Annotated in this window: 20 protein-coding genes; 10 read left to right on the forward strand and 10 right to left on the reverse strand. The window is 38.3% G+C overall.

All coding sequences use genetic code 11. The features are described from left to right. The first annotated feature begins 13 nt into the window (after window positions 1-13). The 3 genes from ABC371_RS22590 (at window position 14) to ABC371_RS22600 (ending at window position 2,669) form a co-directional block, all read left to right on the forward strand. On the forward strand, window positions 14-1,012 hold the full coding sequence (locus ABC371_RS22590) for an inorganic phosphate transporter (RefSeq protein ID WP_412898865.1): 999 nt from the start codon (window positions 14-16) through the stop codon (window positions 1,010-1,012). A gap of 72 nt (window positions 1,013-1,084) precedes the next feature. Next, entirely contained in the window at window positions 1,085-2,167 is a 1,083-nt protein-coding gene (locus ABC371_RS22595; RefSeq protein ID WP_412898866.1) for a hypothetical protein, read from the forward strand. Window positions 2,168-2,300: 133 nt separating this feature from the next. After that, window positions 2,301-2,669, forward strand: a complete 369-nt coding sequence (locus tag ABC371_RS22600) for an ion channel (protein WP_412898867.1) — start codon at window positions 2,301-2,303, stop codon at window positions 2,667-2,669. 36 nt (window positions 2,670-2,705) lie between these two features. On the opposite strand, the gene ABC371_RS22605 is transcribed toward ABC371_RS22600, so the two are convergent. Beyond that, window positions 2,706-3,452, reverse strand: coding sequence for a GTP cyclohydrolase II (locus ABC371_RS22605; protein WP_412898868.1), 747 nt, complete (start codon window positions 3,450-3,452; stop codon window positions 2,706-2,708). Between the two features lie 168 nt (window positions 3,453-3,620). Here ABC371_RS22605 and ABC371_RS22610 point away from each other — a divergent pair, with 168 nt between their 5' ends. The 3 genes from ABC371_RS22610 (at window position 3,621) to ABC371_RS22620 (ending at window position 5,957) form a co-directional block, all read left to right on the forward strand. Next, window positions 3,621-4,040, forward strand: a complete 420-nt coding sequence (locus ABC371_RS22610) for a MarR family winged helix-turn-helix transcriptional regulator (protein WP_412898869.1) — start codon at window positions 3,621-3,623, stop codon at window positions 4,038-4,040. A 17-nt stretch (window positions 4,041-4,057) separates the two neighbouring features. Further along, entirely contained in the window at window positions 4,058-5,281 is a 1,224-nt protein-coding gene (locus ABC371_RS22615; RefSeq protein WP_412898870.1) for an MFS transporter, read from the forward strand. A 112-nt stretch (window positions 5,282-5,393) separates the two neighbouring features. Further along, the gene (locus ABC371_RS22620) at window positions 5,394-5,957 is read left to right on the forward strand and encodes an FAD-dependent oxidoreductase (protein ID WP_412898871.1); all 564 of its coding nucleotides are present in this window, start codon (window positions 5,394-5,396) and stop codon (window positions 5,955-5,957) included. A 43-nt stretch (window positions 5,958-6,000) separates the two neighbouring features. On the opposite strand, the gene crcB (ABC371_RS22625) is transcribed toward ABC371_RS22620, so the two are convergent. Both crcB (ABC371_RS22625) and crcB (ABC371_RS22630) read right to left on the reverse strand, forming a co-directional pair. Continuing rightward, window positions 6,001-6,357: a fluoride efflux transporter CrcB gene (gene crcB, locus ABC371_RS22625; protein WP_412898872.1), complete on the reverse strand. Its 357-nt coding sequence runs from the start codon at window positions 6,355-6,357 to the stop codon at window positions 6,001-6,003. Beyond that, on the reverse strand, window positions 6,357-6,740 hold the full coding sequence (crcB, locus tag ABC371_RS22630; RefSeq protein ID WP_412898873.1) for a fluoride efflux transporter CrcB: 384 nt from the start codon (window positions 6,738-6,740) through the stop codon (window positions 6,357-6,359). Before crcB (ABC371_RS22630) ends, crcB (ABC371_RS22625) begins: the two co-directional genes overlap by 1 nt. 482 nt (window positions 6,741-7,222) lie before the next feature. Between crcB (ABC371_RS22630) and ABC371_RS22635 the strand changes: the two genes are divergently transcribed. The 3 genes from ABC371_RS22635 to ABC371_RS22645 all read left to right on the forward strand — a co-directional run bounded on the left by ABC371_RS22635 (window position 7,223) and on the right by ABC371_RS22645 (window position 9,352). Then, complete coding sequence (locus ABC371_RS22635; RefSeq protein WP_412898874.1) at window positions 7,223-8,044, forward strand: EcsC family protein; 822 nt, start codon at window positions 7,223-7,225, stop codon at window positions 8,042-8,044. Window positions 8,045-8,144: 100 nt separating this feature from the next. After that, the gene (locus tag ABC371_RS22640) at window positions 8,145-8,774 is read left to right on the forward strand and encodes a hypothetical protein (RefSeq protein WP_412898875.1); all 630 of its coding nucleotides are present in this window, start codon (window positions 8,145-8,147) and stop codon (window positions 8,772-8,774) included. A gap of 110 nt (window positions 8,775-8,884) precedes the next feature. Next, window positions 8,885-9,352 carry a hypothetical protein gene (locus ABC371_RS22645; protein ID WP_412898876.1) on the forward strand — a complete coding sequence of 156 codons (468 nt, stop codon included), beginning with the start codon at window positions 8,885-8,887 and terminating at the stop codon, window positions 9,350-9,352. Between the two features lie 83 nt (window positions 9,353-9,435). Here the strand turns inward: ABC371_RS22645 and ABC371_RS22650 are convergent, their stop codons facing one another. From ABC371_RS22650 to ABC371_RS22670, 5 genes are all read right to left on the reverse strand, one after another. Then, the gene (locus tag ABC371_RS22650) at window positions 9,436-10,914 is read right to left on the reverse strand and encodes a SulP family inorganic anion transporter (RefSeq protein WP_412898877.1); all 1,479 of its coding nucleotides are present in this window, start codon (window positions 10,912-10,914) and stop codon (window positions 9,436-9,438) included. Between the two features lie 273 nt (window positions 10,915-11,187). After that, window positions 11,188-11,607, reverse strand: coding sequence for a universal stress protein (locus tag ABC371_RS22655; protein ID WP_412898878.1), 420 nt, complete (start codon window positions 11,605-11,607; stop codon window positions 11,188-11,190). Window positions 11,608-11,722: 115 nt separating this feature from the next. Next, complete coding sequence (locus ABC371_RS22660; protein ID WP_412898879.1) at window positions 11,723-12,079, reverse strand: putative zinc-binding protein; 357 nt, start codon at window positions 12,077-12,079, stop codon at window positions 11,723-11,725. 123 nt (window positions 12,080-12,202) lie between these two features. Further along, entirely contained in the window at window positions 12,203-13,615 is a 1,413-nt protein-coding gene (locus ABC371_RS22665; RefSeq protein WP_412898880.1) for a SpoVR family protein, read from the reverse strand. Between the two features lie 123 nt (window positions 13,616-13,738). Continuing rightward, a complete protein-coding gene (locus tag ABC371_RS22670) occupies window positions 13,739-14,095 on the reverse strand; it encodes a DUF3889 domain-containing protein (protein ID WP_412898881.1) in 357 nt (118 codons plus the stop codon). 199 nt (window positions 14,096-14,294) lie between these two features. On the opposite strand from ABC371_RS22670, the gene ABC371_RS22675 reads away from it, so the two are divergent. Continuing rightward, window positions 14,295-14,534: a YhdB family protein gene (locus ABC371_RS22675; protein ID WP_116351360.1), complete on the forward strand. Its 240-nt coding sequence runs from the start codon at window positions 14,295-14,297 to the stop codon at window positions 14,532-14,534. A 55-nt stretch (window positions 14,535-14,589) separates the two neighbouring features. On the opposite strand, the gene ABC371_RS22680 is transcribed toward ABC371_RS22675, so the two are convergent. After that, window positions 14,590-16,320, reverse strand: coding sequence for a phospho-sugar mutase (locus tag ABC371_RS22680; RefSeq protein ID WP_412898882.1), 1,731 nt, complete (start codon window positions 16,318-16,320; stop codon window positions 14,590-14,592). A gap of 1,151 nt (window positions 16,321-17,471) precedes the next feature. Beyond that, a complete protein-coding gene (locus tag ABC371_RS22685) occupies window positions 17,472-19,145 on the reverse strand; it encodes a glycerol-3-phosphate dehydrogenase/oxidase (RefSeq protein ID WP_412898883.1) in 1,674 nt (557 codons plus the stop codon). Between the last annotated feature and the right edge of the window lie 42 nt (window positions 19,146-19,187).

Raw genomic sequence — 19,187 nt, forward strand, 5'->3', positions numbered from 1 at the left:
GAATCTTATTAACATGGATAGCTTACTTTTACTCACAATATTAATTGTTTTCTTTGCATTAGCATTTGATTTTATTAATGGATTTCATGATACAGCTAATGCCATTGCTACAAGTGTATCAACGAAGGCACTTCCACCAAAAATAGCCATTGTAATGGCGGCATCAATGAACTTTATTGGTGCTATTACCTTTACAGGTGTGGCTAAAACCATCACGAAAGATATTGTCGATCCATTTGCCATTGAAAATGGATCAATTGTTATTCTTGCAGCACTTCTTTCTGCAATTGCATGGAATTTAATTACTTGGTATTTCGGAATTCCAAGTAGTTCATCACATGCGCTAATTGGCTCGATTGCAGGTACAGCCATTTCTGCTGCGGGTTTTGGCATTTTAAACTACAGTGGTTTTATAAAAATACTAGAAGCACTCATTTTTTCACCGTTTCTTGCATTAGTAGTAGGTTTTCTAATGATGAACCTGTTTAAGGTCCTTTTTCGAAATTCAAATCTTTATAAAACAAATAAGGGGTTTCGAACCTTTCAAATTTTCACAGCCGCCCTTCAATCCTTTACCCATGGAACAAATGACGCTCAAAAGGCGATGGGGATTATCACGATGGCATTGATTGCGGGGGGATTTACGACCTCAACTGATATTCCGTTATGGGTCAGAATTGCCGCAGCGACGGCAATGGGGATTGGTACATCGATTGGTGGCTGGAAAATAATTAAAACGGTCGGGGGAAAAATTATGAAGATCCGTCCAATCAATGGAGCTGCAGCGGATTTATCTTCTGCCCTGATTATTTTTGGCGCAACGTATATTCATTTACCAGTTAGTACGACCCATGTCATTTCGTCAGCGATTATGGGCGTTGGTTCAGCCCAACGTGTAAAAGGTGTGAAATGGGGAGTAGCTCGAAAAATTGTCCTTACATGGATTATTACACTCCCCATTTCAGCGGCTTTGGCGGCCCTTATTTACCAAATTATTAACATATTTTTTTAAAAGGTGGCTACTGCCACCTTTTTGTATTTGTTATACTTAATTTGTAAGCAAATAATGTTGGGAGGCAATCCTATGGCATATTCACTAAAGAAGAACAGATCCATTTATATTTTTCTAATCCTTGCTCTTTTAGTCCTTGGTTCAAACTACACGATAATGGTCATTCAGCCTTTCGAGCCTGTAACGGATACTTTGATACTCGCATCCCTGTTTGATTTGACTATTGTGTTACCGCTATTTTTTTATTTATTTGTTGTTCGAAGCCGTCTTTCTACCATCACACTTCTCCCGGTTGTGATTGCTGGCTTTTGGTTTGCCTACTTCATTGTCCCCCATCATGATATAGTCATCTTTGAATATGTAAAATATGGAATATTTGCACTTGAAGGTCTCTTTATTGCCATTGAGCTGTTTCTTGCAGCAATTTTATTCCGTAAGATTCCTACATTATATAAAAATTATAAAAGGCAAAAAGAAATCGATTATTATTACCCTACTACAATGCGTATGGCGATGAATAAAACGTTTGGACAGAGAAAATTAATTGATATTCTCGTATATGATTTTTCAATCTTTTATTATGGCTTCTTTTCCTGGAAGAAAAAATGGGAAGCCAGAAAACATATTCATACATTTACGATCCACACCAACTCAGGTTATTTTGGTCTGTTTATCATGCTCGTTCATGCGATGGTAATAGAGGTCATTGGGATTCACTTTTTAATTGCACATTTCTGGAGTCCAACCGCAGCTTGGATATTTACTGCATTAGATTTATATGCGTTGCTTTGGATTATTGCAGATTTTCAGGCTGTTCGTCTTTCACCACTTGTTATCAAAGATCATAAACTACTTGCCCAGGTTGGAATTAGACGTGAAATAGTCGTTGATTTAAGAACCATTAAATCGATACAACCAACGATTACGGGTAAAAAGGAAAGAGCTCGAGAAAAACAAAGCTTTGCGATTACATTACCAAACGTTTTTGAAGAGGATCCACAATTCGAAATCGAATTAACAGAACCGGCTTTAGCCAATCTCCCTTTTGGAATAAAGAAGGAAATGACAAAACTTTATGTAACGGTTGATGACAAAGAGGCATTTTTACAGGTTATTGATCGCTATCTTGAAGAGAATAAACCTAACCATGAATAAGCAACACCTAAACCCGACTCGGCTAAATTTGTCGGGTTTTATTTTTTAACAGGAGACGGATCCTTGAGGCTAGTCTATTCTACTGTTTTTTTAATATACATGTAGAAAGGCTGTCTTTAAGGATGTGAGTAGGATGAAGTCGTTCATTCATCGACGGAAGACCTTGTATCGAGCGTTGATCTTTATTGTTGTGTATCTAAATACATTATTAACATTCGCCATTCTATATATTTTGTTGGACTTACTTGATCTTGGTGCGGTGCATGACCATTACGCATCTGCTTCTCATCAGGAGCAATCACTTGATGTCGTAACTCGCTCGTTGTATTTTAGTGCCATAACGCTTTTATCAGTTGGGTACGGGGATGTAACCCCATTCGGGATTTCGCGGGCTGTCGCAATTGTTGAGGCACTGATAGGGTATTTATTACCTGTAGTTATTGTCATTCAATTTCTTCCACCTTTCCGAAATACAGAAGGGGAAAATTTTCCGTATGATTAAAAATGAGCTAGCCTTTTCAGGTTAGCTCATATTACTTTAGAATGGCTGTTCATCTTGGGCCATTTCGATTAAGTGTCCGGCTTTTTCTATTTTCGTCCTCAAATATTTCCGATTATAATCGGAGACATCTCCCCATATCGGCATTCGCTCAGAAACATTCATTCCGGCATCCTTTAAAGCGTTCATTTTTCTCGGATTATTGGTTATTAATGAAACGGGTTTAGTCCTTAATGTTTTCAATACGCGTATCGCATCATCATAATTTCTTGCATCATCCTTAAACCCCAGTTGAATATTGGCTTCAACTGTATCCAAGCCATTCTCCTGCAAGATATAGGCCATCGCCTTACTAAATAATCCAATCCCACGCCCCTCATGATTAGCTAGGTAAAACAAAGCCCCTGCCCCGTGATCAGCAATGATTCTCATCGATTGTTTTAATTGATATCCACAATCACACCGTTTACTTCCAAAAATATCACCTGTGTGGCATATACTGTGCATCCGAATTAAAGCCTCATCGGCATTTTCGAAATCTCCATATACCAAAACACTCGATTGTTGCCTTTCAGCTAAATTTGTTGACGAAAGTTTTTCAATGATTCGATTTGCATCAAGTGTTACTTCATCACATAGAAGCCAACAATACCAGTTGAAAAGGACAGTCTCCCCATCTAAATTTACGGGAAGTTTGATGGGTCCAACAAGATATATGGCTTTATCTTCTCTTTCAATCAGTTGGATTTTCTCTTGTAAGATGGAAATAATTTCTTTAGATATCACGTAATAGTCCCCCTAATTCAATTCGTTAAGAGTAGTTTTTGATTTTTGTATGTGAAATATCCTATTCAATAAAATTGTTTTAAGCTACCCACTTGCTTTTATAACAAAATAGATGATATAGTTACCTAGGTAACTAATTTGTGAAAGTCTATGAATTGAGGAGATTTTATGCAGACTGGTCATGAGCTGTTTCACTCAGTGCATCAGTTGTCACGTCAGCTTACAAAACATGTGAATGAAACGTTGGAACCCTTCGGACTATTTAGCGCACAATGGTCCGTTTTATTTGTTTTAAAAACAAAAGGGACCTCAACACAATCTGAGCTATGTGACTATTTAACTGTTGAAGCACCACCAATGACAAGAAACATTCAAAAGCTTGTTAAGCTTGGATATGTACGGCAAATCCAGGGAACAGACAAACGCACGAAACAAATTGAACTAACGGAAAAGGCATTAGCTGAGTTTCCAAATTGGGAACAAGCCATGATTAAAATGAATCAAAGGTTAGTCGAAAATTTTCCAAAAGAAAAACAGGACCAACTACAGGAGCTTTTAAACCAATGGTTCCATCAGATTACCAAATAACAACAGGAGGAGACAGCATGGAGAAACAAAAGCTTTGGACGAAAGATTTTCTCAATCTATCTTTAAGTAATTTCTTTGTTTTTTTGACGTTTTATTATTTATTGGTTACATTACCAATTTACACATTAAATGATCTAGGTGGAAATGAGTTAGAAGCAGGACTCATGATTACAGTATTTTTATTCTCCGCAATCATCATCCGTCCATTTGCGGGAAAATGGCTTAATACCATCGGAAGAAAGAAAGTCCTTTCTCTTTCCTTACTTATTTTCATGATTTCATCACTTTTTTACTTTTTCACTCCATCCATTTATTCCGTTTTACTTTTACGTTTGTTTCATGGAATTGGATTTGGAATGGCAACAACAGCTGCTGGTGGAATCATCGCCGACATTATCCCAGATACACGTAAAGGTGAAGGAATGGGATACTTTATCATGTCAAACAACCTAGCAATGGTCATTGGTCCATTTTTAGGCTTAACGTTAATGAATCAATCAGGAATGGATAGCGTATTTATCGTTGGTGCAATTTGTGCCATCCTTGCATTAGTGACAGGTTATTTTGTTAAAGTACCTGCAAGAGCACAAGAAAAAGCAACAGTTCAAAAGTCAGTGAAAACAAAATTATCTTTTGGAGATCTCTTCGAGGTTCCTGCCATAAAAATCTCAATTGTCGGTGGATTATTAGGGATTGTGTACTCTTCCCTTTTATCTTTCGTTTCTGTATATGCACAGGAAATTGGACTATTAGAGGTTTCAAGTTTCTTTTTCATGGTATATGCGGTCGTACTTATCCTTTCTAGACCTTTCACTGGAAGATGGTTTGACCAATATGGCGCAAATAAAATTATCTATCCGTCGATTGTGGTCTTTGCAATTGGAATGCTATTCCTTGGAACTTCATCAACTTCCTTTACATTTCTAGTAGCAGCTGCCTTAATCGGCTTAGGATGGGGAACGTTATTTCCAAGCTTCCAAACAATTGCTGTTCAAGCTGCGGCACCAAGACGCAGAGGTACAGCGACTGCTACTTTCTTATCCATTTATGACACAGGAATCGGTTTAGGATCATCCGTTGTTGGCCTTCTTAGTGCGAAAATCGGGCTTGGGACGTTTTATTTCTTTAGTGGCTTTTATGTTCTATTAGGTATAGTGCTTTATTATTTTCTTCATGATCGAAGCACGAAATTGGTGGTTCAAACAAAGCAAACCTATAACCAAACTTCAGAAACAATGTAGGGATAAAAGGGATTCCTTTTTATCCCTTTTTTAAGCAAAAAATTAGATTGGCATGCTGGAAATGGTTATAATTATCATTGAATACTATTTTACATAAAGGAGTGCTTGTACGATGTTTGATATTGTGATTGTCGGAGCTGGCCCTGCTGGTGCGAGTGCAGCTTTATTTACAGCAAAAGCTGGAAAGAAAACATTACTTTTAGATAGTGATAAAGGTATGACCAAACGTGCATGGGTGGAAAACCATTATGGCGTTATGGAAATTGAAGGTCCAGATCTAGTGGAAACTGGGCAAAAACAAGCAGCAAAATTTGGTGCTGAAGTTGTTCAACAGGCCGTTACATCTGTCGAAAAAACTGAAAACGGTTTTAAGGTTGTCACTGAAAATGGGGATTACGAAGGAAAATACGTTATTTTTGCAACTGGCGCTTTAACTGATGTTGCTGCTGCAGCAGGTGTTGCGACTAAAGAAGGTACTGAGCCTCGTATTAAAACCGTTCTTGATGTGGATGCATCTGGTAAAACGAATATCGATGGCATTTGGGCTGCAGGTACATGTGCCGGTGTAAGTGTTCACACCATTATTACAGCTGGTGACGGTGCTAAGGTAGCAATTAATGTAATCAGTGAAATGAATGGCGAACGCTATGTTGACCATGACGTGTTAAAAAAATAAACGTATATTAAAAAAGCCAGGTGTTGCGATACACCTGGCTTTTTTACGTTATAAGTAGAATTCCGATATAGGCAGAAATGGTACATATAATGGTCGATGCCAATATGTATAGATACGCTTTCGTTGATTGTTTAGCTAAAAATAATTGAATTGCTTCATATCCAAATGTCGAAAACGTTGTAAAAGCTCCACAAAAACCTACTCCCAGCAATAACCAACACCACTGAGGAATGATTTGGATTTGATGCATACCTGTTAGTATTCCTAATAAAAATGATCCCACGATATTTATGAATAGGGTAGGATATGGGAACGCATTTCCGGTTTTCTTTCCAATCCATATGCCCGCCAAATATCTACTTGCAGCCCCCACTGCCCCTCCGATGCCGACTAGTATCATCAAGATTCCTCACCCATTTTGCGCAATTTAGCCAAACGATAGCCTACATATGATAGGAATAGTCCTACAAAGAGACTTAATACAACATATAATAAAGCTATTCCTACATTTCCGTTTTCCAATAAGTGGACCATTTCAACTGAAAAAGTAGAAAATGTTGTGAATGATCCGATAAACCCTGTTCCGAACAACAGAGATATTTTCGGATTTACATTTTTACGAGTAGCTACAAAGGTTAATAACCATCCTAAACATAAACAACCCATTAAATTGACGGTTAAGGTACCCATCGGAAAACCATTTGGAGCAGGTACCCATTCACCAAGTAAATAACGGCAAATCGCCCCAAGAAATCCACCGATCATGACAAAAAGTACATTCATCCAATCACACCCTTATTCTGGTAAAAAATATTATACCATTATTATTGAGTGTTTTGTATTTGGATTGGAATGGATGCCTGAGGTGGCAGCAGTTTCCTGTTTTGAGGAGGTTGACGGTGTTCGAATCCACCTGGAGTGTCATCAGTTTCCTGTTTCTAGGAGGTTGACGGTACTCGAATCCACCTGGAGTGTCATCAGTTTCCTGTTTCTAGTAGGTTGTTGGTACTCGAATCCACTTGGAGTGTCATCAGTTTCCTGTTTCTAGGAGGTTGACGGTACTCGAAACCATCTGGAGCACCACCGGTTTCCTGTTTTTAGGAGGTTGATGGTACTCGAATCCACCTAGAACGCCACTTTATTCCATTTTGTGGAAAACTAACAGTAGTCTGGTCAAACATAATCAAGTCCTATTTAAACTTTGAAACCATTTTTACATAAATACGTAATACAGAATAGCGATTAAAAATGAAAGAGGTATGTAAATGGAATCCAAACAACTGCTTGAAGATGAATTAACGAAAATAGAAGCTTGGGAAAAAAGCCAAAGTGGATTATGGTTTTGGGAACGAATCGGTAGAATCCCTTTTAAAATACTTGATAAGCTGACTCCAAAATTTATCCACGAAAAAATAGGTCTACTCCTCGATGAAATTGGCAGCTATATTCAAACCGGTGGCAAATATCTCATTCAAGAAAAAGCGATTTTAAATCTTGTTGAAAAGAAAGCAAATACTCAAGTTGAAAGTATCACAGATATTGAGAAACTTCCACTTCAAGTCATGATCGAAGCGAGTCATGAGCATGCCGAAAAATGGACAAAGCTGGCAACACTTCAAGGAGCAACAACAGGAATCGGTGGAATTTTTACACTTGCAGTTGATATCCCCGCCTTGCTTGGGATGTCATTAAAAACACTTCAAGAAATAGCCATCATTCACGGTTATGATCCTAATGAAAAAAATGAACGAATCTTTATTATAAAATGCCTACAGTTTTCTTCTGCAGATGTTGTTGGAAAACAGGCAATCTTAAAGGAACTTTCCACTTTTTATCACAGTCGAAGTTCTTCAAATGAAATGATGTCGCAGCTACAAGGATGGCGTGAGGTTGTATATACGTACCGCGACCAATTTGGTTGGAAGAAGCTTCTTCAAATGATACCAATCGCAGGGATTATTTTTGGAGCCATCTCCAATCGGTCCATGATCCAGGATCTAACCGAGACTGGTAATATGTTATACCGTAAAAGAAGAATATTAGAAAGATTGCAAGATGAATCAGCAACGTTGACGCCCCATTTTTAGGGGCTTTTTTTGTTAGTAGTACAACCTGATCCGCATTGTGCACGTTTTTTTGAAAATCCGAATAAGATGCAAGGAGACTATTTAAAGGAGTTATTAGCATATGAAATGGAAAAATTACGGATTATGGGTCTCTCTTGCATCAATTTTATATATGGTGTTAAAAGATTTAGGAATGCAAATAGATTTAACGACATGGGAAACGTATGTGACAGCCATTATCGGTTTTCTTGCCGCACTTGGGATTATTTCTAATCCAGATAAAGGTAGAGGATTTTTTGACAAGATCCCAGATACACCAGCAGAAGCTCTTACAGAAGTTGCTAAACAATTACAAAATCAAAATGAGCCAACTACACGCCAACAAAGTATGCCCACACAAAATCAAGAACCAGGCCATGCTCAGCCATCTCAAGGATACACTCAGCAACAAATAAGTATCAACCAACCACAACAACATCAAAATGTACAACAGGATTACTTCAACCCAGCACACAGTGATCAAAATGAGTATCAAGGCTACCAGGCTCCGCCGAATAACCAGCAAGACTATTCTAATCAAAACGATGATGTCTATTCACAAGAAGTCGACCCCACACACGTTCAATCTGAAGTGAATGCACCGGTTAATCAACATGCAGAACCATCATTTCAAGAGCAACCACCTGAAAACAATACCTTTGATAGAACCAATATTCATGGGATGCCGGCTCCACCAAATGAGTATATGTGAAGCACCTAAAAATACAGGTGCTTTTTCTCAAGGAAAATTCGATGAATAATTAACTGGGAAATATAAGAAAATATGTATATAGAAATTGAAGTGTGGTGGATAAAACGAATGTGAAGGCTGTAGAACGTATTTTTTGGAGTATTGCATTACCGGGGTTCGGACAATTATTAAATAAACAATATGTGAAAGGACTCACCTTTATTTTCTTAGAGTTCTTGGTCAATTCCTGTGCAAATTTTAATGAGGCTATCATGCTTAGCTTCTTAGGTGAAACCCAACAAGCACTAAGATCAATTGATTATGGGTGGCTCATGTTTTATCCCTGTCTATACTTCTTCGCCATGTGGGATGCTTTTAAGGAAGCTGGTGGTGGAAAAGCACCCTATTCCTTTTTGCCATTTGCCTTCTGTGCTTATTGTGTGACAGTCGGATTAATGGTCGCACCGAAAGCAGTCTTTTTTGGAATCACATTTGGGCCAGTCTTTTTCCCAATGATTTGTGTTATTCCGGGGATTGTGCTTGGATTACTCATAAGAAAGATTATTCTAACCTTAGGTAAAGAAGACGCTTTGGCGTAAATACATAAACAAAAGGTTGCTTTATGTAAAAAGCAACCTTTATCATTTAACACTCACTATCAATGATCAGCGTGTCTTCAACCTTATTGATTTGCCACTTTATCAAGAGCGCCTGGCGTCTTATAAACAGCGAGTTTCTCTACTAATTTATTACTTTCTGTATTTAAGCCTTTAATGTTTACTTTTACACCATTTTGATGGTATTTAAAAACGATCTTATCAATTGCACCTACCGCTGAGTCATCCCAAAGATGGGCATTTGATAGGTCTAATTCAATTTCTTGCACATCTTCTTTGTAATCAAAGCCATTTACAAAATCAGTAACGGATGCAAAGAACAATTGTCCTGAAACGTGGTACACCTTTTTATGTGAATTCTTTGATGATAGACTTGTAACCGTTACTTTTGAAATTTTAGAAGCAAAGAAAATGGCACTTAAAATAATCCCAACTAAAACACCTTTTGAAAGGTCGTGAGTTTGTAATACGGTAATGACTGTTACAATCATTACAATCGTGTCCGTAATTGGAACCTTATGCAGGTTGCGTAATGAAGACCAGTCAAATGTTCCAATCGAAACCATGAACATAACCCCTACAAGGGCTGCCATTGGAATTTGGACTAAGAAGTCCTTTAATACTAAAATTAAGACCATCAAGAACGTACCGGCAACAAACGCAGAAAGTCTTCCACGGCCACCTGATTTTACGTTGATTACAGATTGACCGATCATCGCGCAACCAGCCATTCCTCCAAAGAAACCTGAGACAATATTCGCAATCCCTTGCCCACGTGCTTCTTTATTTTTATCACTTTCCGTATCTGTCATATCGTCAACAATAGAAGCCGTTAATAAGGATTCAACTAATCCCACAATGGCGATTGATAGAGAGTAAGGAAAAATAATTTTTAATGTTTCAAAATTCAGTGGAATATCAGGCAATAGAAAGATCGGTAATGTTGATGGGAGTTCACCCATATCCCCAATCGTACGTACTCCACTATTTGTCATGACTGCTACAATCGTCATAACTACGATCGCAACTAATGGTGATGGTAATGCTTTTGTAAAACGTGGGAAGATATAAATAATCGCTAATGCTCCAGCTACCATTGCATACATTTGCCATGATTCACCTGCAAAATGCGGCAATTGAGCAGCAAAAATAAGAATCGCAAGTGAATTCACGAAACCTGTCATAACGGAACGTGGAACAAATTTCATGAGTCTTCCCAGCTTTAGCACACCCATGATAATTTGGATAATCCCCGTTAAAATTGTTGCAGCCAGTAAATATTGGAGGCCATAATCGGCAACCAATGTTACCATTAACAACGCAGTTGCGCCGGTTGCTGCAGAAATCATACCAGGTCTTCCTCCAACGAACGCAATTGTAACTGCAATACAGAACGACGCATATAACCCAATCATTGGGTCAACTCCTGCAATCAGTGAAAAGGCAATTGCCTCTGGGATGAGTGCAAGTGCAACAACGATCCCTGCTAGAATATCTCCTCGTATATTCCCAAACCATTCAGTTTTAAATGTTGATTTATTCAAATCAGCACCTCTTTCTATTTTATTATATTGACTTTTAACTCTCATAAAAGTCGGGTCCGTCGTGAACAAAACATAGTATAACTGATTGGCGCCTTTCTGTGAAACACCTATGTAAACGCGAACAAGTTATATTATCTTCTCAATCCTCTTTGTTTCTCTCATTTTCACCACAGCATTATAATTAACGTAAATCCTTTATGGTAGTTTTTAGATTCCTGCTCAAAACAAAAGGCAGTTAGTCCTTTTCCTTGAAAAGTCTAACTGCCTCTATTTTCATTTTACAATCAACACTGGACAATTGGCACGCTTTGCCACTTTGTGACTTACACTACCTAGGACAAACTCTTGCAAGACATTTAATCCTCTACTTCCAATGATCACAATATCAAATTGATTTTTATTGGCATAACTAACAATTGTTGGTCCTGGATCACCGTGGAGAAATATGAGTTCATAGACAATCCCTGAATCTCTCACTCGTTTTTCTATTTCTCTTAAACGAAACCTCCGACTGTCACCAATATCAGGGACATTCCAATTTTCTAATACATCGGATTTTACTTTATTATGGTCAACCACATAAACAATTTCAATTTTTGCATATGGATTGCCATCTGCAAGCAGAATTGCATTTTCAGCTGCCCGTTTCGAATGCTGGGATCCATCTGCTGCTAAAAGAATTTTCCTATACATAATGACCTCCCTGATAAGTAGAGCCTACTAATTACATTCTATAACAGGTACTCAAATTTCTTCACTTACCTTATGTAATTTTAGCTCCATCAAAATGAGGCAATCCAAGATAGAATTATATCGTTATCTCCAAAATCTGATTGTATGTACGTAGCGTAAGTTGAGGGTCTGGATCTTCATGTTGTCTTTTTGGAACATCAAAATTTGTGAGTATGAAATGATGCTTTGCTTCGATATCATGTCTTGCTAAAATATGCTTACAGCATGCAAGCGGACACCCATCAATTGCTATGATATCACGTCCTGATTTTGCCGTTTTAACTAGGGGTTTGACATCACCACCAACTCCTGCAATGCAGGACATTTCTGCAACATTGTCGCGGTCCATTTTTATCGCGATTGTGTTTGCAGTTTGTGCAGCCGATGAACAACCAGAACATGAATATACTAATGGTAAATTTTCTCTTTCCAATTTTATTCCCCTCCCGATTTTCATTCTATTGTAGTTTATTTTCCCTTTTAATTCTGTGATGAAGGTCACCTTTTTCAGAATTTCCCACATAAAAAAAGCCACCTAAAGGCAGCTTCATCGTTCTTAGATATACTTCCTATGCACCGTTTTTCCATCATACGTAAACACAACGGTTTTATTCTCGAGTATGGTTTCCATTTGGACAGGTCTGCCCCACAGCTGGTAAATGTAAGGCAGTACTTTTTCAAGATATTTCAAGTCTAACTCAATATCCTCATACCAGTGTTTTAGGTAGAGCTCACCACTTTTTAGATAATCGCCCTCATTAACGGTGATATATGGAAACCCTCCATTCACCCTCATATTTACAAGCTGATCGCGGACCTGTTCCCACTGCTTATCAATAATTTTATAATCACGACCTTGTTTTTGGAACAGATACATATCTTCACGTAACACTAAATCCTTTGTTAAATAATTTCGAATGAATGAAATATCGGACTCAACTTCACGGACTTCAAAGATTTTTTCACGACCTGATCCTGGTTTTACACCGCGCTCTAGCATTTCTTTTGTTGGATTATTATAGCGTTCCTCAATATCCTCAAAGATTTTTAAACCTAAATAATATGGATTAATGCTTGTTTTTGATGGCTGAACAACGCCTGCATTGAGCTTAGCAAACTCAATTGCTTCATCAGAAGTAAGCTCCATTTCTCTGAGAATGCGCTGGTGCCAATACGAAGCCCAGCCTTCGTTCATGATCTTTGTTTCAAGCTGTGGCCAGAAATAAAGCATTTCCTCACGCATCATCGTTAAAATATCGCGTTGCCAATCCTCAAGCTCGCGACTGTACTGTTCAATGAATAGAAGAAGATCTTTTTCAGGCTGCGGTGGGAATTTCTTTTTCTTTCGAGTAATCTGCTTCTCATCTGTTGGCTTTTTATCCAAGTTCCATAAATCATCATAAGGCGATGACTTTCGTTTCACTTCTTCCTCTTCCTCATCCTCCAGACTCCATGCAAGCTTTGGTCTCATTAGGGATGGGTCGATATGTTCTTGGATCGCCAATACAGCATCTAAAAAGTTCTCCACCTCAAGTTTTCCGTATAAATGCTCATAATGTTTTACTCGCTCAGCTGTTGCAGCCATGCTTTCGACCATATCTCGTTTAGTATTGCTAAAACGAAAATTATTTTTGAAAAAATCACAGTGAGCAAGTACGTGAGCGACAATTAATTTGTTTTGAATGAGGGAATTGGAATCAAGCAAAAACGCATAACATGGGTCAGAATTGATAACGAGTTCGTAAATTTTACTTAAACCTAAATCATACTGTAGCTTCATTCGATAAAATTGCTTTCCAAAACTCCAATGGGAAAAGCGCGTTGGCATTCCGTAAGCACCGAATGTATAAATGATATCAGCAGGACAAATTTCGTATCTCATTGGATAAAAATCAAGCCCAAATCCTTCTGCAATTTCTGTAATTTCATCAATTGCATACTCGAGCGCCTGACGGTCCGAATCTCTCACAGTTGATCTCCCCCTTTTCGTCCTTATCACAATTTATGAGGAATTGGTCAAAATGATGAATGGGGGATTTTAATGTTATATGTTTTTAACGGAAATAGGCCACAAAAAATGCGGCCGATTCTTCTACTTCACTTCCTCAATACTTAAGGATAAAAGAGATTCTGTTTGCGGATTAAACAAGATCATGACCTTCGCTGTAAACGTACGCTCTTTTGTTTGGATTCTTAATTCAAACGTATCTTTTGATTGCTTATCCGTGATTTCTTCTCGCCCTTTATATTGATAATCACTAATCCTGCTGTCCGGATAATTTAATTTTGCCAATTCAACTGCAATCTTACCCCATTTTTCATAGTCAGATGGCATTGGTTGTTCTTGTTGTGGTGGTTTTTGAGGTGGTTTCTGTTGCGCACTTACGAAGCTGCCACCTACTAAAAGAAAGATACTACAGAGAGTTGAAATCCATATTTTTTTTATCACTGAACTTGACCTCCTATGTAAAAATCAATTGTATTTTGCGCTTTTATAGGAGAAATTAGTCATTTTATTTTTTCTAATGATAAAAAGCACTCTGATTTATGTATTCATAATTGTTTTGGCTTCTTGTCCAAGATTTACACCGAGAAAAATCTTGTTTTCTCCACAAACTAAAATCAACTCCTAAAGAGGAGGGAAAGCAGTGAATACCGTAGACTACGACAAAGCACTATACTACACACATCGTTCTCAGTGGGACAACCTTCTTATTTTAATGGTTCGAACAAAGGATGATTTCCTTTCGAAAAAAATCGAACACTTTTTACATGCTTATAATTTTGAAAAAGACTACTCGATCATCGAACGACAGTTATATTCTTTACTCCGCTATATTGACCATGCATCCTCAGAAAGCATGGAAGAATTAGCTGCTCATATGTAGTGGGGGAAAATCCCTCACTCATTACATAAAAAAACAAGACCCGAGGGCCTTGTTTTTATTTTAATATGTTATGGACTTGTTCCATGACATCAGAAGAAATATCATTTAACACATTTTGGCTGTCTGTTAATGAATTTCCTTTAACACCAAAGTAAAATTTCACTTTTGGCTCTGTTCCAGATGGACGTAAGCAGAACCATGAGCCATCTTCGAGGAAGTATTTTAACACATTTGATTTAGGAAGCTTAATTTCCTCTTTTTGACCTTCTTCCACATTTGTGCGAACACTTTCCTTATAGTCCTCAATGCGGATTACCTTACGACTCGCAACAACTGTTGGTGGTTCACTACGGAAGCTTGCAAGGAGATCGTTGATCTGCTCTGCACCTTCTTTTCCTTTTAATGTTAAGGATTCAAGGCCTTCACGATAATAGCCATATTTCTCAAAAATCGCCATTAAGCCTTCGTACATCGTCATCCCTTGGTTTTTATAATAAGCACAAACTTCAACCGCTAATAAAGCAGCTTGGACAGCATCCTTATCACGAACAAAATCTCCAATTAGGTAGCCATAGCTTTCTTCATAACCAAATTGGAATTTATATTCTCCAGTTTTTTCGTACTCTTTGATTTTTTCACCGATAAATTTAAAACCTGTAAGTGTATCTACTGTATCAAGATCAAATGATTTAGCAATTTCACGTCCAATTTCAGATGTTACGATTGTCTTTAGAACCACTCCATTTTCAGGAAGGATTCCTTGCTTTTTCTTTTCAGACAAAATGTAGTGAAGGAAAATAGCTCCTGTTTGGTTCCCCGTCAAGACGACATATTCACCTTTATCATCTTTTACAGCAACCCCTAAACGGTCTGCATCAGGGTCAGTTCCGATTAAAATGTCAGCACCAATGTTGTTTCCCTCTTTAATCGCTAGTTCAAACGCTGCATGTTCTTCAGGGTTAGGTGATTTCACAGTTGAGAAATTTGGATCCGGAAGCTCTTGTTCTTTTACGACTGTCACATTTTCGTAGCCAAATGCTTTTAGACCGTTACGAACTGGTTTGTTCGCTGTTCCATGAAGTGGTGTAAACACAACTTTTACGCCAACCTGTGAAAGTTCAGGGTTAAGCGAGATTGTCTTTAGTTTTTCAGTATAAGCATTATCGATTTCTGTACCAATGATTTGAATAAGTCCAGAAGCCTTTAATTCTTTCTCGCTGTCTACCTTTAACTCAAGCTCATTTTCGATGGCATTTACTTTTTCAATCACCATATCAGCAGCTTCAGGCGGTAGTTGTCCACCATCAGAACCGTATACCTTATAGCCATTATATTCTGGTGGATTGTGACTCGCTGTCACTACGATTCCAGAAAAAGCATTTAGATGACGAACGGCATAAGAAAGTTCTGGTGTTGGTCGGAGTTCGTCAAAGACATACGTTTGAATTCCATGAGTAGCGAGGGTCTTTGCTGCCTCCATTGCAAATTCAGGTGATTTATGACGGGAGTCAAATGCAATTGCAACCCCACGACGTTTTGCTTCTTCTCCGTAAGATTCGATAAAAGCTGCAAGCCCTGCTGAAGCCTTCCTTACTGTATATAGGTTCATCCGGTTTGTCCCTGGTCCGATTTCTCCACGCATTCCACCAGTTCCAAACTCGAGATTTTTATAAAAGCAATCTTCAAGTTCTTTTTGATTGTCCTTCTTTTCAAGTAATGCATTCTTGATTTCTTGATCTAACCCCGGCATGTTCAGCCATTGGTTATATTTTTCCATCCAGCTCATATACAATGAACCTCCCGTTTTCAATTGTAAACTTAATGTTGGTTTTATCTTCTATTTATTCTATATAAAATCCTGTTCATTTCCAATTCATTTTATCACAGATTGTACAATTTTAAATAAAAATGAGGAAAAAGACTAGTTTTTACGGACAGATTTACATTTTGAAATAATCTGTTACGGTATATCACGGAATCTTTTTTGTGGTCTGGTATACTGATAAACCCTTTTGCGTTATATCGCCAACTACTATTCTTGGAGCTGATATACCGGTAAACACTTTTGCGGTATATCGCCAGCTACTTTTCTTGGAGCTGATATACCGGTAAACACTTTTGCGGTATATCACCAAGTACTTTTCTTGAAGCTGATATACCGGTAAACACTTTTGCGGTATATCACCAAGTACTTTTCTTGAAGCTGATATACCGGTAAGCCCTTTTGCGGTATATCACCAAGTACTTTTTCCTACTCTGATATACCGATAAACCCTTTTGCGGTATATCACCAAGTACTTTTTCCTACTCTGATATACCGATAAACCCTTTTGCGGTATATCGCCAAGTACTTTTCTTGGATCTGATATACCAGTGAACCCTTTTGCGGTATATCGCCAGCTACTTTTCTTGGAGCTGATATACCGCTAAACGCTTTTGCGGTATATCACCAAGTACTTTTCTTGGATCTGATATACCGGTAAACCCTTTTGCGGTATATCACCACGTACTTTTTCCTACTCTGATATACCGATAAACCCTTTTGCGGTATATCGCCAAGTACTTTTCTTGGATCTGATATACCGGTGAACCCTTTTGCGGTATATCGCCAACTACTTTTTCCTACTCTGATATACCGATAAACCCTTTTGCGGTATATCACCAATTACTTTTCTTGGATCTGATATACCGGTGAACCCTTTTGCGGTATATCGCCAAGTACTTTTCTTGGAGCTGATATACCGGTAAACACTTTTGCGGTATATCACCAATTACTTTTTCATCAACTGATATACCGGTAAACCCTTTTGCGGTATATCGCCAACTATTTTTTCATCAACTGATATACCGGTAAACCCTTTTCCGTCAGTCTGCCAAATGATTGATATCCGATTCACTAGCCCCGTCCGTAAAAAAACAGACGGATTTCTCCGTCTGTTACATATCCTCTCCACTTGGCTCGGTTGCATCTTTTATATAGAACTCGACCTCAACTTCGTAGCCTTGTTTTTCATCTTCAGTCCAGTTAAACCGATCCGCCATGTATGCCACAATCTGTTTTTTCCATTGGTTGACCCAATCAATATTGAAGAACATGGCACCTGTTCGGCGAATGAGGAAATCGATTGGTTTAGTGACCATTTCATACTGCAGGCTATATTCAAGGGATGCAAGGATTGAAAGAGGTAGTCCTATTTCGTTTGCTTTATCCTTAGATTCCTTCATAATCCTTATCACAGTATCAATATTCGAACCATATAATCGTGTTAGTTTATCTGCTTCCTCATGAGAGATCTGGAAATCTTTTACTAACTGCTCTACTTTTTCAGCAACAAACCCTGGATAATTTTTAGAACCGCCAATATTCCCTCCAGATATAGGAATATCCTTTGTATGACAAGGTTTAAGCCCCGCAGTATAACCTTCTTCCGCTAAAAGCTTTCCTACTTTATCTACCACGGTTTCAGCCATTTTGCGGTAACCGGTTAATTTCCCACCTGCGATTGTGATTAAACCAGAATCGGAAACCCAGATTTCATCTTTACGTGAGATTTCAGAAGGATCCTTTCCTTCTTCATAAATCAGTGGACGTACTCCAGCCCAACTTGATTCGATATCAGAATCCTTTACTTTTACAGTCGGGAACATGTAGTTAATGGTGTTAATTAAATACGTACGGTCCCCTGCAGTTACTGTCGGGTGAGCTGTATCTTTATCATAAAATGTATCCGTTGTTCCGACGTATGTCTTTCCGTCACGTGGGATTGCGAACACCATCCGTCCGTCTGGAGTATCGTAGTAAACGGCTTGCTTTAACGGAAACTTGGATTGGTCAATGACGATATGGACACCTTTGGTAAGCCTTAAGACTTTGCCATTTTTAGAATTATCCGCTTCACGCATTGTATCTACCCATGGGCCAGTTGCATTTACAATTTTCTTTGCGAAAATTTTATATTCTTTACCAGTCAATTGGTCGACTACGTTTACACCTTTTACTTTTTTATTTTCATAAATAAAGGATTCCACCTTGGCATAATTAACTGCTTTTGCCCCTTTTTCAATAGCCTTTTTCATGACCTCAATGGTTAGTCGTGCATCATCTGTTCGATACTCAACATAATAGCCGCCACCTTTTAGTTCATCCTTCTTAATGAGAGGTTCCTTTGCTAGTGTTTCCTCTGCATTTAACATTGATCTTCTTTCTGACCTCTTTACTCCTGCTAAAAAATCGTAAACCCGGAGCCCAATGGATGTTGAAAATTTTCCAAATGTGCCTCCCTTATGGAGTGGCAACAGCATCCACTCAGGTGTTGTTACATGTGGACCATTTTCATACACAATTGCTCTTTCTTTACCTACCTCAGCTACTAAACCGACTTCAAACTGTTTTAAATAGCGAAGACCACCATGCACAAGCTTTGTGGAACGGCTTGATGTTCCGGCTGCAAAGTCCTGCATTTCAACAAGGGCCGTTTTAAGTCCACGGGTTGAAGCATCAAGTTCAATTCCGGCACCTGTGATTCCTCCACCAATAATGAATAAGTCTTGAACCTCTTTTGCCATCTCCGCTAAAATAGAACTTCTATCTAAACCTGAGAACTTCGTCATGATTTCCACTCCTTGAAAGAGGTAGAAAAAAAGAGACCACAA

The sequence above is a fragment of the Bacillus jepli genome, assembly GCF_047238305.1.
In the GTDB taxonomy this organism is placed as follows: Bacteria; Bacillota; Bacilli; order Bacillales; family Bacillaceae_L; genus Ferdinandcohnia.